The sequence below is a fragment of the Hwanghaeella sp. genome, assembly GCF_965227365.1.
In the GTDB taxonomy this organism is placed as follows: Bacteria; Pseudomonadota; Alphaproteobacteria; order UBA8366; family Aestuariispiraceae; genus Hwanghaeella.
This window is the reverse complement of record NZ_OZ245754.1, coordinates 39,538-53,056: the sequence shown is the minus strand read 5'-3', so window position 1 is coordinate 53,056 and position 13,519 is coordinate 39,538. Positions and strand designations below refer to the sequence as shown.

At 62.1% G+C, this 13,519-nt stretch carries 12 protein-coding genes; all 12 read left to right on the top strand.

The window, feature by feature from the left end; genetic code table 11:
• Positions 1 to 39 precede the first annotated feature (39 nt).
• The 12 genes from ACQK2G_RS00230 (at position 40) to ACQK2G_RS00175 (ending at position 13,510) form a co-directional block, all read left to right on the top strand.
• A complete protein-coding gene (locus ACQK2G_RS00230) occupies positions 40 to 1,344 on the top strand; it encodes a DUF4910 domain-containing protein (RefSeq protein ID WP_425402997.1) in 1,305 nt (434 codons plus the stop codon).
• A 13-nt stretch (positions 1,345 to 1,357) separates the two neighbouring features.
• Complete coding sequence (pseI, locus tag ACQK2G_RS00225) at positions 1,358 to 2,395, top strand: pseudaminic acid synthase (protein ID WP_425402996.1); 1,038 nt, start codon at positions 1,358 to 1,360, stop codon at positions 2,393 to 2,395.
• On the top strand, positions 2,395 to 4,107 hold the full coding sequence (locus tag ACQK2G_RS00220) for an asparagine synthase-related protein (protein WP_425402995.1): 1,713 nt from the start codon (positions 2,395 to 2,397) through the stop codon (positions 4,105 to 4,107). Before pseI ends, ACQK2G_RS00220 begins: the two co-directional genes overlap by 1 nt.
• Positions 4,104 to 4,841, top strand: a complete 738-nt coding sequence (locus tag ACQK2G_RS00215) for a hypothetical protein (protein ID WP_425402994.1) — start codon at positions 4,104 to 4,106, stop codon at positions 4,839 to 4,841. Before ACQK2G_RS00220 ends, ACQK2G_RS00215 begins: the two co-directional genes overlap by 4 nt.
• A 19-nt stretch (positions 4,842 to 4,860) precedes the next feature.
• Entirely contained in the window at positions 4,861 to 5,853 is a 993-nt protein-coding gene (locus tag ACQK2G_RS00210) for a Gfo/Idh/MocA family protein (protein ID WP_425402993.1), read from the top strand.
• Positions 5,850 to 6,425 (top strand): acyltransferase, encoded by a 576-nt coding sequence (locus ACQK2G_RS00205; protein ID WP_425402992.1) that lies wholly within the window; start codon positions 5,850 to 5,852, stop codon positions 6,423 to 6,425. The genes ACQK2G_RS00210 and ACQK2G_RS00205 overlap by 4 nt, the downstream gene beginning before the upstream one ends.
• 1 nt (position 6,426) lies before the next feature.
• On the top strand, positions 6,427 to 7,566 hold the full coding sequence (locus ACQK2G_RS00200; protein WP_425402991.1) for a DegT/DnrJ/EryC1/StrS family aminotransferase: 1,140 nt from the start codon (positions 6,427 to 6,429) through the stop codon (positions 7,564 to 7,566).
• A 4-nt stretch (positions 7,567 to 7,570) separates the two neighbouring features.
• The gene (locus tag ACQK2G_RS00195) at positions 7,571 to 8,617 is read left to right on the top strand and encodes a mandelate racemase/muconate lactonizing enzyme family protein (protein WP_425402990.1); all 1,047 of its coding nucleotides are present in this window, start codon (positions 7,571 to 7,573) and stop codon (positions 8,615 to 8,617) included.
• Positions 8,618 to 8,718: 101 nt separating this feature from the next.
• A complete protein-coding gene (locus tag ACQK2G_RS00190) occupies positions 8,719 to 10,263 on the top strand; it encodes an NAD(P)H-dependent oxidoreductase (RefSeq protein WP_425402989.1) in 1,545 nt (514 codons plus the stop codon).
• Positions 10,263 to 11,321, top strand: coding sequence for a hypothetical protein (locus tag ACQK2G_RS00185; RefSeq protein WP_425402988.1), 1,059 nt, complete (start codon positions 10,263 to 10,265; stop codon positions 11,319 to 11,321). Before ACQK2G_RS00190 ends, ACQK2G_RS00185 begins: the two co-directional genes overlap by 1 nt.
• A 7-nt stretch (positions 11,322 to 11,328) precedes the next feature.
• The gene (locus tag ACQK2G_RS00180) at positions 11,329 to 12,306 is read left to right on the top strand and encodes a Kelch repeat-containing protein (protein ID WP_425402987.1); all 978 of its coding nucleotides are present in this window, start codon (positions 11,329 to 11,331) and stop codon (positions 12,304 to 12,306) included.
• Between the two features lie 16 nt (positions 12,307 to 12,322).
• Positions 12,323 to 13,510 carry a glycosyltransferase family 4 protein gene (locus tag ACQK2G_RS00175; protein ID WP_425402986.1) on the top strand — a complete coding sequence of 396 codons (1,188 nt, stop codon included), beginning with the start codon at positions 12,323 to 12,325 and terminating at the stop codon, positions 13,508 to 13,510.
• Positions 13,511 to 13,519: the final 9 nt, after the last annotated feature.

The window sequence follows — 13,519 nt, the reverse complement described above, 5'->3', positions numbered from 1 at the left end:
GTTCGTTACCAGGTCAATCGCAAGGCGCAATTCAGACCCATGTCATCAAAATCGAAATCGATGCTCGGCTTCATGAAGGCCCTCTACCCGATGCACCGCACCGTCAATTCGGACGATATCGAGCGTGCGATTGAAATGTGTGACGAGTATATCGGCGCACCGGGCTTCGAGTATCACCATTATCCCGCCAAGTCGGATCAACTGACCTGGTGGGTTCCCGAACGCTACAAGGTGAACGAGGCCTGGCTGGAAATCGACGGCGAACGCGTCGCCGATTTCGCGGAGAACCCGCTCCACCTGCTTTCCTATTCCCTACCTCAGCGGATCGAGGGCACGCTGGGCGAGATCCGCGATCATATCTGGAGCCGCGAGGACAGGCCGGACGACATTCCCTGGGAGTTCAAGTATTACGAACGCAGTTGGGGATTCTGTCTGCGCCACCGGGACCTCATACGGTTCGATGACTCCGCCAAGGTCAAGGGTGTGATCGATGTCGAATTCCAGGACGGCCCCTTGCCGGTGGGGGAATTCCACATCCCCGGCACCAGCGGCCGCGACCTGCTTTTCCTGACCAACATCTGCCACCCGATGCAGGTCAACGACTCGCTCGCGGGCCTCGTCGTCGGCGTCGAGATGGCGCGCAAGCTGTTGCAGCGGAAGGAACCCTCCTATTACGGCCTGCGTCTGTTGATCGTGCCGGAGACCATCGGCACCATCGCCTGGTTCGCGAACAACCAGGAGAAAGTCGACAAGCTGGATTACGCCTGGTTCTGCGAAATGGTGGGCCACGACAATTCCTTCATCCTGCAGCTTTCCCGCGAAGCGGACACGATGATCGACCGGGCTTTCCTGACGGCGATGCGGTCGCATCGAAAGCATGGGGAGGAACGGACCGGCAAATTCCGCTATGTGGTCGCCAGCGACGAGATCATCACCGACGGCCCGGGTTACGAAATTCCGACCCCGTCGCTGACCCGCTGGCCCTATCCGGAATACCACACCAGCGCCGACAACCCGGATATCGTCGAGGAGGAAAACCTCGACGAAGCGCTCGACGTCATCATGGACGTCTTCGACATCATGAATCGCAATTACTATCCCCGCCGACAGTTCAAGGGGCCGGTTATGCTGTCCCGGCACGGTCTTTGGGTCGACTGGCGCGAGGATTGGGACCTCAACCTGAAGATCGAAGAAATCATGTTGGCCCTGGAAGGCGACAAATCCGTCGTGGATATCGCCTTTGAACTCGGCCTGCCTTACGCGACCGTCGCCCGATATCTGGACAAGTTTTACGATGTCGGCCTGATCACCAAACACGACCGGCCCGTTTCCACGGCGAAATGAACGGCAGCAACGGATGAAAATCGGCCGAAGCGAAATAGGCACCAACGGGGCGCCCTATATCATCGCGGAAATGTCGGCGAACCATCTCGGTGATTTCGACCGCGCCGTTCGGATCGTCGAAGCCGCCGCCGAGGCAGGTGCGGATGCGGTGAAGCTTCAGACCTACACCGCCGACACGATCACCATCGACCATGACGGCCCCGGTTTCGTGATCCAGGGCGGATTGTGGGACGGTGAACGGCTTTACGATCTATACCGCCGCGCGAGCACGCCGTGGGACTGGACAGGGCCGCTGATGGAACGCGGCCGGGCATTGGGCATCGACGTTTTCAGTTCCCCTTTCGACCCCTCCGCCGTCGCCTTTCTGGACAAGCTCGATGTGCCGGCGATCAAGATCGCCTCTTGCGAATGCGTGGACCTGCCTTTGATCCAACTGGCCGCGGAGACCGGCCGTCCGATCATCCTGTCCACCGGCATGGCCAGCGAAGCGGAAATTCGGGAAGCGGTGGAGACCGTCCGAGGCGTGGGAAACGCCAACCTCGTCCTGCTTCATTGCGTCAGCGGCTATCCAACGCCGGCGGAGGAGAGCAACCTGCGAACGATACCGGACATGGCCCTGAAATTCGGCTGCCCGGTCGGGCTTTCGGATCATACGATGGGAACGGCCGTCCCCGTCGCCGCCTTGGCGCTGGGCGCGGTGATGATCGAAAAGCATTTCACCCTGGCCCGTGCCGATGGCGGGCCCGATGCCGCCTTCTCACTGGAACCCGACGAACTGCGCAGACTGGTAGAAGATACCAGGACCGCGTGGCATGCCCTGGGCGAGGTCGATTACGGTTTGAAGGACAGCGAGGAACAGACGCAGCCTTTCCGCCGCTCCCTCTATGTCGTTCGGGACATTGCCGCGGGCGAGGCTCTGACGCCTGAGAATTGCCGCTCCATCCGCCCCGGATACGGGTTGCCGCCCAAGCACCTGCCGCAGGTCCTGGGCCGGCGCGCTTCGGCGGATATCAAGAAGGGCACCCCGCTCACCTGGTCGATGCTGGACTGATGACCGCTGCCATTCACCCCTTGGAACCGCGAGGCACCGTCTCGGCGGATATACGCCTGCCGGATATCGCGCTCTGGCGGCGGTTCGATATCGAGCATGCCGAGGTCTGGTGCGCCGGGACGGCAGACAGGGATTTGGGCCGGAAGATCGTCGCTGCCCTCGATACCGAGAACCCGGGGGAAAGCGTCGCCGCCGCCCTGCGGGACCTTCCGACGCAATTCGCCATTATCGTCCGATCCGGTCCGCGCCTGGTTTGCGCGGTCGACCGGATCAGAAGCATTCCCTTGATCTGGTCAAAGGCGCCGAACGGAGCGATCGTGATCGCGCAGCAGGGCGACGCCTTGTTCGACGGCCTTGCCGCGCAGGGGGCTCCCCGCCCGACGGTCGACATGCGTCAGGCAAAGGCCGTCGCCATGTCGGGATACACGATCGGTCCGGCGACGCTCTATCACGGGGTCGCGGGGTTGCTGGCGGGCGAGTTTCTGATGGTCCATGACGGACAGGAACCGGTCACCCTGCCCTATTTCCGATATCTTCCCTGGCGGACGGTCCCCGCCTCCCCCGTCGCGGAGGCGGAAAGCAGCGAGGCCTTGGGTGAAATTCTGCTGAACGCGTTGAAGGACACAGTCCGCAAGGCCGATGGCCGCTGTATCGCAGTGCCGCTCAGCGCCGGCCTCGACTCGCGTTACGTCGTCAGCGGGTTGAAGGAACTCGGTTACGAAAATGTGCTGTGCTTTTCCTACGGCCAGGACGGCAATCGCGAGGCCCAGGCCGCGCGGAAGATCGCCCAGGAACTGGGCTATCCCTGGGTCTTCCAGCCCTATGAATTGGGCGCCATGCAATCGGCCTTCCGCGGCGCCGGCTACAAGGCGTTCGTGGACTATTCGGACAGCCTGACCGCGGTCCATTTCCCACAGGATTTCATCGCCATTTCGGAACTTCTCGCCAGGGGCGATCTGCCCCCGGACGCCATGGTGGTGAACGGGCAATCGGGCGACTATCTGACCGGCAACCACATACCCGCATCCCTCGCCGATCTTTCGACGGGCGATACGGCGGACATCCGCCAGGTCGTATCGGCCTTGCTCAGCAAGCATTTCGCCCTTTGGGGGCAACTGCAGGTCCCGGCGCAACAGGCCATCGTCGAAAACCTTCTGAAAGAGGAATTCGATTTGCTGACCAGCGGCGCCCCGCCGATGAAGGCGGGCGACTTGTTCGGTCTGTTCGAGGCATCCGAATATGTGGACCGGCAAAGCAAATATGTGGTGAACGGCCAGCGGTCATACGAAAAGCTGGGCCTGGATTGGGACCTGCCGCTATGGCACGGCGACTTGATCGATTTCTACGCGGCCCAACCGTTAACCGCGAAACGCGGCCAGAAACTGTATCGCGACACGCTGATGCGCATGAACTGGCAAGGGGTCTGGCGCGACATTCCGGTCAACGCAACGCGGCTTCGGCCCTGGTGGCTGCCGCCCGTGCGCAATGCGATGAAACTGCTGCATGCGCCGCTCGGCCGCGACGCCTGGCATCGGTTTGAACGCCGCTATCTCGGCTATTTCATGTCGACGCTGTGTGCCTATGCGGTGAGGCGCTGGTCCGAGGTCGCCCGCGACACCCGCAATCCGCGCTCCGCCATGGCCTATCATGTCGAGGACTATCTGTTGCGGCACGGCGTTACGATGACCGATGTGGAAGAGGCAGGCCGATGACCGCGCGGGACTTCACCCGGGCGGGGTACCGGGAACTGCTTCAGGCGCTGACCGAACGGGGATACCGCCCGGCTACCTTCGCGACCTGCGACCCGAACCTGCCGGACCTCGTGCTGCGCCATGATCTGGATTTCGCGCCCGATCTGGCCCTTCCCCTGGCAGAGATCGAGGCGGAACTGGGCATGACGGCAGCCTATTTCATCCTGCCGGAAACGCCCTTCTATACGATCCGGGACCCGGCGGCGCGGAAGGCGATCAAATCCTTGATCGCGCTCGGCCATGAGGTCGGCCTGCATTTCGACGCGGCGGCCGGTGAGGATACGGCGGAAGCATTGGACCGGGCCGCCTTCGAACAATGCGCCGCTTTGGAGGACATTGCCGGCGCACCGGTCGGTATGATCAGTTTCCATCGGCCCGCGAAAGCGCTATTGGGCCGCAAGGAGGAAATCGGCGGACGCCCGCATACCTATCAGCCCCGGTATTTCAGCGAGATGGGTTATTGCAGCGATTCGCGCGGGCTTTGGCGTTTCGGGCACCCGTTGGAACACGAGGCTGTGGCGGAAAGACGCGCCCTGCAATTGTTGACCCATCCGATCTGGTGGGCGAACGACGACGGCGGAAACCGGGAAGCGGCGCTTGCCCGCTTGGTCGATCGCCTCGGAGACAGTATCAAACCGGCCATAGCGGAAACAGTCACAGGCTACGACCCCGTGACAGGCCGGATAGCTGAATAGAAAAGTCAAAGGCAGCGTAATGAGCATTTCTTGTGCCGTCCTCGGTACCGGCTACTGGGGCAAGAACATTCTCCGCAATCTGGACGCCCTTGGCGCCCTCAGCGGGTTTTTCGACAGCGACGCGGAGGCCCGCGCCGCATTCGGTGCGCAGTACCCGAACGCAACCGTCTATGACAGTGTCGACGCGGTTCTGGCGGACCCGTCGATCCCCGCGGTCGCCATCGCGACGCCGGCGGAAACACATGGAACGCTGGTCCGGCAGGCTTTGAACGCCGGCAAGAACGTCTTCGTGGAAAAGCCGCTCTGCCTGGAAGTCGAGGAAGCCCGCGAGCTGGAAGCCCTGGCCCGGGAGAAGGGCGCCATCCTGATGGTCGGCCATCTGCTGCTGTATCATCCCGCCTTTCTGGCCCTGAAACAGGCGGTCGCGGACGGCGCGATCGGGCGGCTGCGCTATATCTATTCGAACCGGGCGAGCCTGGGTAAAATTCGGCGCAACGAAAACGCCCTGTGGTCCTTCGCGCCGCACGACATTTCGATGATGCTGGCCCTGACCGGACGGATGCCGGACAAGGTCGTCTGCAACGGCGAAGCATGGCTGAGCCCGTCGGTCGCCGATATGACGTTGAGCCATTTCGACTTCGGCGATCAACTGCAGGGGCATATCTTCGTCAGTTGGCTGCACCCGTACAAGGATCACCGCCTCGTCGTGGTGGGAGAATCCGGCATGCTGGTCTTCAACGATACCCTGCCCGGCGAGGACAAACTGCTGCGTTATCCGCACGCCATCGGCTGGAAAGACGACCTGCCGGTGATGGACAAGGCGGAGGCGGAGCCGGTGCCGTACGGCACCGAAGAACCGCTGAGGACCGAAATGGAACATTTCCTGGATTGTTGCGCGACCGCAAAGACGCCGCGCAGCGACGCGGCCGAAGGCGTTCGGGTCTTGAGTGTTCTGGATATGTGCCAGCGCTCGCTGGACACGAAGGCGCCGGTGATGCTGGAGCAATCATGAGCACGATTTCCGCCGACGCCATGATCCACGAAACCGCCATCGTCGACGATGGCGCGACGGTCGAGGACGGCGCCAAGATCTGGCACTTCGCCCATGTCCTGACCCGGACCACCATCGGCGCGGGCTCCGTGTTGGGTCAGAATGTCATGGTCGGGCCGGACGTTCAGGTCGGCAAGGGCTGCAAGATCCAGAACAATGTCGCGGTCTACAAGGGCGTTACCTTGGAGGACGACGTTTTCTGCGGCCCGTCCTGTGTTTTCACCAATGTGCTGACCCCGCGCGCCTTCGTCGAACGCAAGGACGAATTCGCGGCCACCCTGGTGCGCAAGGGTGTCAGCATCGGCGCCAACGCGACCATCGTCTGCGGCACCACAATCGGCCAATACGCCATGATCGGCGCCGGTGCCGTGGTGACCAGGGACGTTCCCGACCACGCCCTTGTCGTCGGCAATCCGGCCCGCCGGATCGGTTGGGTCAGCCGCACGGGCGACCGCCTTGACGACAGCCTGATTTGCCCGCGCACGGGCGAAGCATACCGCATCACCGAAACCGGCCTTGTGAGACTTGATTGAGATGACCGCTGACGCCCCCATACAATTCGTCGACCTGAAAGCCCAGTACGCCGCCTATAAACCGGAGATCGACACGGCGATCCAAACCGTGATGGATCACGCAAGGTTCATCATGGGCCCGGAGGTCGCACAGCTTGAGACCGCCCTTTCCGAATTCTGCGGCGCCAAGCACGTCATCAGTTGTTCCAGCGGCACCGACGCCCTGCTGATGATCATGATGGCGGACGGGATCGGACCGGGCGATGCGATCTTCGTTCCTTCCTTCACCTTCACGGCGACGGCCGAAGTGCCGCTGCTGCTGCGCGCCACGCCGGTCTTTGTCGACGCGGACCCGGACGACTTCAACATGGATGTGGAGGACCTGGAACGCCGGATCGCGGAAGTGAAGGCGGAAGGAAAGCTGACCCCCAAGGGGATCCTGAGCCTGGACCTGTTCGGCCTGCCGGCCGATCACGAAAAGATGCAGGCTGTCGCCGATGCTCATGGCCTGCATTTGTGGACGGATGCGGCGCAAAGTTTCGGCGGGTCGTGCGGTTCCAAGAAAGTCGGCACGATGGGCCGGATGACCGCGACCAGTTTCTTCCCTGCCAAACCGCTGGGCTGCGCGGGCGACGGCGGTGCGGTTTTCACCGATGACGGCGACCTGGCCGACGTGATGCGGTCGATCCGCGCCCACGGCAAGGGCGGGTCGAAATACGATATCGCCCGCGTTGGTCTGAATGCCCGGATCGACACGCTTCAGGCGGCGATACTTCTGGCGAAGCTGCCGCATTTCCAGGCCGAGCTCGAACGGCGCGAAGCGGTCGCAAACGCCTATGACGCCGCCCTGGAAGGGGTGGTGAAAACACCGACGCGTCGCCAGGGCCGAAGCAGTGCCTGGGCTCAATATACGATCCAGGTGGACCCGGCCCGGCGCGACGAAATCGCCGCCAAAATGAAGGAAGCGGGTATCCCGACCGCGGTCTATTATCCCCTGCCGATGCATCTTCAAACAGCCTATCGGCCGCTTGGCGGCGGCGAAGGATCCCTGCCGGTCTGCGAAGCCTTGTCCGGCAAGGTGCTCAGCCTGCCGATGCACCCTTTCCTGACGGAAGGGGAAATCGACCGCATCACAACCGCCGTCAGAAAGGCCGTAGCCTAATCCCATGCAGATCGAGGTTCGATTCCGGCCCGCACGCCTGACGGTTCCCTATGTACTGTCATTCGGAGCGGTTACCCAATTCGACACGTTCCTCGTCAAAGCGACGGACGGACCGCGTGTGGGTTGGGGAGAAATCACGCCCTTGCCGGGATACAGCGATGAGTCCCCGGAAACGGTTCGGAAGGCGCTCGCCGCCGTTTCGGAAAGAACGGTTACTGCGGAGGCTCTCACCGCCGATTGGGGCAAGGAAGCCGCGATGACCGTCAGCGGCATCCTATGCGCGCGCGATCTATTGGAAATCGGCGCGGATGAGGTCCTAGGCTGCGGTTTTGACCCGATCCCCGTCGCCGCGCTGTGCGGCGGCACGGACCCAGACGAAGCGGCCCGGAACGCCAAGGATCTGTGCGACCGGAACTTCACCACGTTGAAGGTCAAGATCGGCGGCAAGCCCCCGGCGGAGGACGCTGCGCGAATCAAGGCCATCGCCGCCGCCCTGACGCCCGGGGTCACGCTGAGAATGGACGCGAATCAGCAGATGAGTTTCGCCGACGCGGAGGCCTTTGCGCCGGCCCTGCAAGGCCTGCCGATAGAGCTTTGGGAGCAGCCGTTCAAGCCGGATCAGGACGAAAGCATGGCTGATCTCGCGGCCTTGTCCCCCGCGCCGTTGATGCTGGACGAATCCATTTGGACACGCACGGATATCGACCGCGCCGCCGATCTCGGCGTTGCCTATGTCAAACTGAAGCTGTGCAAGCATGCAGGCCTGAAGGACAGTATCGACTTGCTGAACCATGCGAAATCACGCGGTCTGAAGGTGATTTTCGGCAATGGAGTCCAAGGCTTCCTGGGCAATCGCATCGAATGTTACGCCTATCGGAAAGCCGGCCTGACGACCGCGATCGAGTCGAACGGCTTCAAGAAGATCGCCGAACCGCCGGCCCATGGCGGGCTCGATCTGACCGACGGCCATGTCCGGGCCACGGGGCCGACGGACCCGGAGGAACTCTTCGCCGAAGCCGTGCCGATCGCGGGGTTCGCGCTTGCGGGATAACGGGATTGCAGTTGACCGCCGCCAAGCGTTCATGCGATGAACACGCATTGATTTTCTTAATTTGCTAAAGTGTCTGATCCGGGATCTAGGAAGGACGATCTATGACCGCGCCAATCGTGTTGGGACTTTCCGCCAGCCTCAGGAATGCAAGGTCCAGTTCCGGTGCCCACCGGCTGCGCGACGAAATTGCCGCGCTTAAGACGCGTGAGCAGTTGGACGAATACCTGAAGGAACAGGCGAACATCCATCTGGACCAGTTCAAGGCCGCGGGCCGGACCGACGGCCTGCCCTTCGACGAAATGTACCGGAACCTGCAACGCAACGGCGGGCAGCGCGGTCTGTCGAACAGTGAAATCGCCCTCGTCGCGGCCCTGTGGGGTGCCCAGGAAAAGGGCTCGGAGATTCGCCATATTCCGTTGCCGGATCATTTTCCGGCCAGCGGTATCCCTGCCAATCTGGACGAGTTGAAGGCGGCCCTGCGCGAAGCGGATGCGATCATCCTGTCGACCCCGGTCTATTTCGGCGATCGCGGGTCCCTCGCCCAGCAATTCATCGACATGATCCGTATGGATGAAGACCTGCAGCGGGACCTGGAAGGCAAGATCTATGCAGGGGTCGCCGTCGGCGCCAAACGGAACGGCGGTCAGGAAACGACCCTGATCTACGCCATGATGGACATGCTGAACCTGGGTTTCCTGGCGGTCGGGAACGACTCCGACACGACCTCGCAATATGGCGGGACGGGTCATGCCGGCGATATCGGCACGATGCCGAACGACACCTATGGAATCAACACGGCGATCGGCACGGGCCGCCGGGTCGGTAGCGTGGCCATGCAGCTCTGGGCCTCGGAACACAGCCGCCTCAGCGACAAGCCGCGCATGGATTTCTGGGTCCTGCAGGACCGGAAGGGCGAAGGCGCATCCGTCGCCGCCCCCTTCTCCAAGGGTCTGGAAGAAGGCGCGCAGACCCGGTTCATGGACATGACCGACCAGACGATCCGGCCCTGCATCGCCTGCGATATCTGCCCGATCCATGTCGGCCCCGACGAGGAATACCGCTGCATCATCAAGAAAAAGGATGACGGTCTGGTCAGCCACCATCGCGATCTGCTGTGGCCGGATATCATCGCGCCCGTCGTCTATTCGCCCCGCAATCGGGACGGCGTCGACAGCGTCTATCAGCAGTTCATGGAGCGGACGCGCTATTTGCGCCGCGGCGACTATGTGTTCACCGACCACCTCGTCGTGCCTTTCGTAATCACCGAAGTCGGTGCGAACGAAATCATGGATATTCGCCTGATGACCTCTTTCGTTCGGCACCACACGGTGCTGAGCAAGCCGGTCATCGGCTATATGCATGAAGGCAAGCTGTTGAACGGCGACGACGTTCGTCGCGATCTTGCCCGTGCCCTGGAGAACGGTCGCCGCCTGACCGTCGGCCGCCTTGCTTCCGTCAGCATCGACATGCTGGCGACCCAGTACCGCCCGGTCGGCTATGTCCTGGCCCAGGCCAAGGACAACGACAAACGTACCGTCACGGCGCGTGAAGCGGCGGTCCAGGACCGGCTGGAACGGCAGCACAAGGAAGCCAGCGAGCGACTGGCCGCCATCGATTCAATTCTGGAAGAAGCCGCCAACAAATAATGCAAAAACTGAAGATTATGATTACGGGTGCTGGGGCTCCCCAGTCGCCCACCTTGATTCGTCAACTCAAGGCCAATGGCGAATATGAAATCGAAATCGTCAGCGTCGATATGGACGGTGAAGCCTGCGGCGGATTTTTTTCCGACGCCTTCCACGTCATTCCGTCGGCCGGGGCCGAAGGTTACAAGGAACGGCTGTTCGATATCCTGAAGGCGGAAAAGCCCGACGCCCTGTTGAACGTATCCGGTGCCGATGTGCGTTTCATCGCCCCGATGAAACGGGAAATCGAGGCACTGGGCATCACCTGCATCTGCTCCGAACCGGAAGCGGTCGCATTGGTGGACAACAAGGCGAAGCTCTACGAACTGGCCGCCACATTGGACGACGTGCCGGTGCCCGACCATTGCACACCCGGCAGCCTGGACGAATTCGTCGAGCAGGCCCGCGCCATGGGTTATCCGGACCGGGATCTGTGTTTCAAACCGCATGTCGGCAAGGGAACGCGCGGCTTCCGCATCCTGACCGAACGTTTCGACAAGCGCGACCTGCTGCTGAACCACAAGCCGACGGCCCGCTATATGGGGCTGGACGAGTTCATCTCGATCTTCAATGACGACCGGCCCTTCCCGGAACTTCTGCTGATGGAAGTGGCGGAAGGCGAGGAAATCGACGCAATGACCATCGCCTATAAGGGCGAGGCACTGCTGACCACCTGTAAGACGCGGGAATCCCACCGTTGGGGCGTGATCGACAAGGCGCAGCACGTCCGCCGCCCCGCGATCGAGAAATCGATTTCCGCCCTCTGCGCCGCAACGCCGCTGGGCTACAACATCAGCGTCCAGTTCATCGACGGCAAGCTTATCGAGATCAATCCGCGGACCAGCACCTTCATCTATCAGGACAACCTGTCGGAACCGTGGCTGGCCATCAAGCTCGCGCTGGGACTCATCAGCCCGGAAGAGGTCAAGGCGGCCTTCGACAATATCGACTACGACCGCCGGATGGTCCGCTATATGGATCAGCTCTTCTTCCATCCGGACCGTAGCTGGTATCAGTAAGTCCCCCATGAACGCCTCCAGACCATCGGCGCGCCGAGCCGCGGGCGCGGTGATCCGCGACGGCGAATTCTGGCTATATGGCGGTTTCGGTGGACGCGGGTCCGTCGCCCCGGACGATGTCGGCACGGATGTCTGGCGCTTCGGGCAAAACGGGTGGTCTCAGGTCGCCGATCAGGTCGAACCGGGTGCACGCTACCCCAGCCTGATCGATCTGGCGGGGACCCTTTGGCGGTTCGGCGGGTGCGGTTGGACCGGTGAACACATCACATTCGAGGACCGCGTCTGGACCTTGGCGGATGATGCCAACTGGGTGGAGATGGGCGAGAACGAGCCGGGGAGCGCGCGCCCGCCCGGCAGATATGTCGCGGCCATTGCGCCGATTCCCGGCGGCTTCTGCATCTTCGGCGGGCATAGCCAATCCCTCGCCCGCGAGAAATTCTTCTACAACGACCTTTGGCTTTTCCGGAACGGCACCTGGACCGAGTGCCGGGGCCTGAGCCCCCGCCCGGACCCGAGTTATGGATTCGGCTGGTGCGTCGCCGGCGAAAGACTGTTCGTCTTCGGCGGTTTCGACGGCAGCAACGACCTCGACACATTCTGGATGCTGGACCTGAAGACGCTGACCCCCGACCACGCGGACTGGCAGCCCCTTCCGAAAGGACCGCACGCCCGGTTTTGTCCGGCACTCGGCGCGACCGATCGGGGGATCGTCCTGTTTGGCGGCCGTTCGAAATCCCAATCCCGCCTGAACTATGCCGATACGTGGATTTTCGATCCCGAGCATTCGGAATGGTCCGAATTTTCAGGGCCCGCGCCGATCTACCACGCAAAACCGGCCTATGCGTCGGACGGGCATATGATGATGCTGTTCGGCGGCGAAGGTCCCGTGGGGCATTTGAGCGATTTGTGGCGATTCGACGCGGACGGGTGGACCATGCTCGAGCCGCCGTCGCCCGACGATCCGGTGCATTGGCCGGTGAATTGATAGGGCCGCGAACACGATGACCACGGCAATCTTGTTCCTGGACCTTGAATCCGGTTGGGGCGGGTCTTCCCGATCGCTCATGAACATGGTCGCGGCCCTGGACCGGAAACTCTGGAAGCCCGTGGTCGTCTTGCGCAAGGACGGGCCGGCCGTGGCCCATTACGAAGCCGCCGGAATAGATTTCGTCGTCGAAACCGAGCTTCCCTCCTTCCGGCCATCGGAACGGAAGAACCTGATTTCCTGGCTGCTCTATCGATGGGCCGCACGGAAACTGCCCGGCGCCCTCAACCGCCTGCAAGCACTGGCGGAAAAGCATGACTGCCGCCTTATTCACGTGAATCACGAAAGCCTCGCCCTGGCGGGGCGCGCCCTTGCGAAACGCTTGGGCTTGCCGTGGGTCTGCCATATTCGGACCCAGCTGATTCCGGGTTTCTTTGCCCGCTCCCTGGCCCGGATGATCGCGACACAGGCAAGTCATCTCGTCTTCATTTCGGAACCGGTGGAGTCGCATTTCCGGTCTCTGCTGCCGTCGCGCGATACGGGTGCCGCGGGTAGCGTGCTCTACAATATCTGCCTGCCGCCGCCGGCGGGGTCCGAGGAACCGGATTGCATGGCCGGCTTCCAGGACGGGTTGAAGGTCATCTCGCTAAGCAACTTCTCTCCCAACCGAGGCGTGGACCGTGTCGTCGAGATCGCAACCGTGCTGAAGAAACGGGGTATCGAGGATATCCGCTTCTTTCTGTTCGGCCGGCCCGCCCACCGCCATCCGGTTACCGGCAAGCCCGCGCCCTATTATCAGTCGATTGTCGATACGATCGCCGAGAACGGCTTGCAGGACATGGTGATGCTGCCCGGCCATATCGCCAATCCGAACGGGGCTCTCAGCCATGGTGACGCCCTGATCAAGCTGACGCGGCAGCAGAACCCCTGGGGCCGCGACATCATGGAAGGCATCGCGGCCGGCATTCCGGTCATTACTCTCGGTCATTTCGATAAATTCGTGGAGATGGGACGGAATGGCTACCTTGCCGCCGAGTACAACCCGGAAAGCATCGCTGATTTCCTGACCCGTCTTCGGAACGACCCGGAATTGCGTGCCGAGTTCAAGACACGGAACAAGGAAAAGGCCGAAACGCTGTTCGGGCCGCAGCGCATGGCCGATGGAATCGGCCGGGTCTATGACTCGGTTCTGGCGCGGCGATAATGTCTCCCT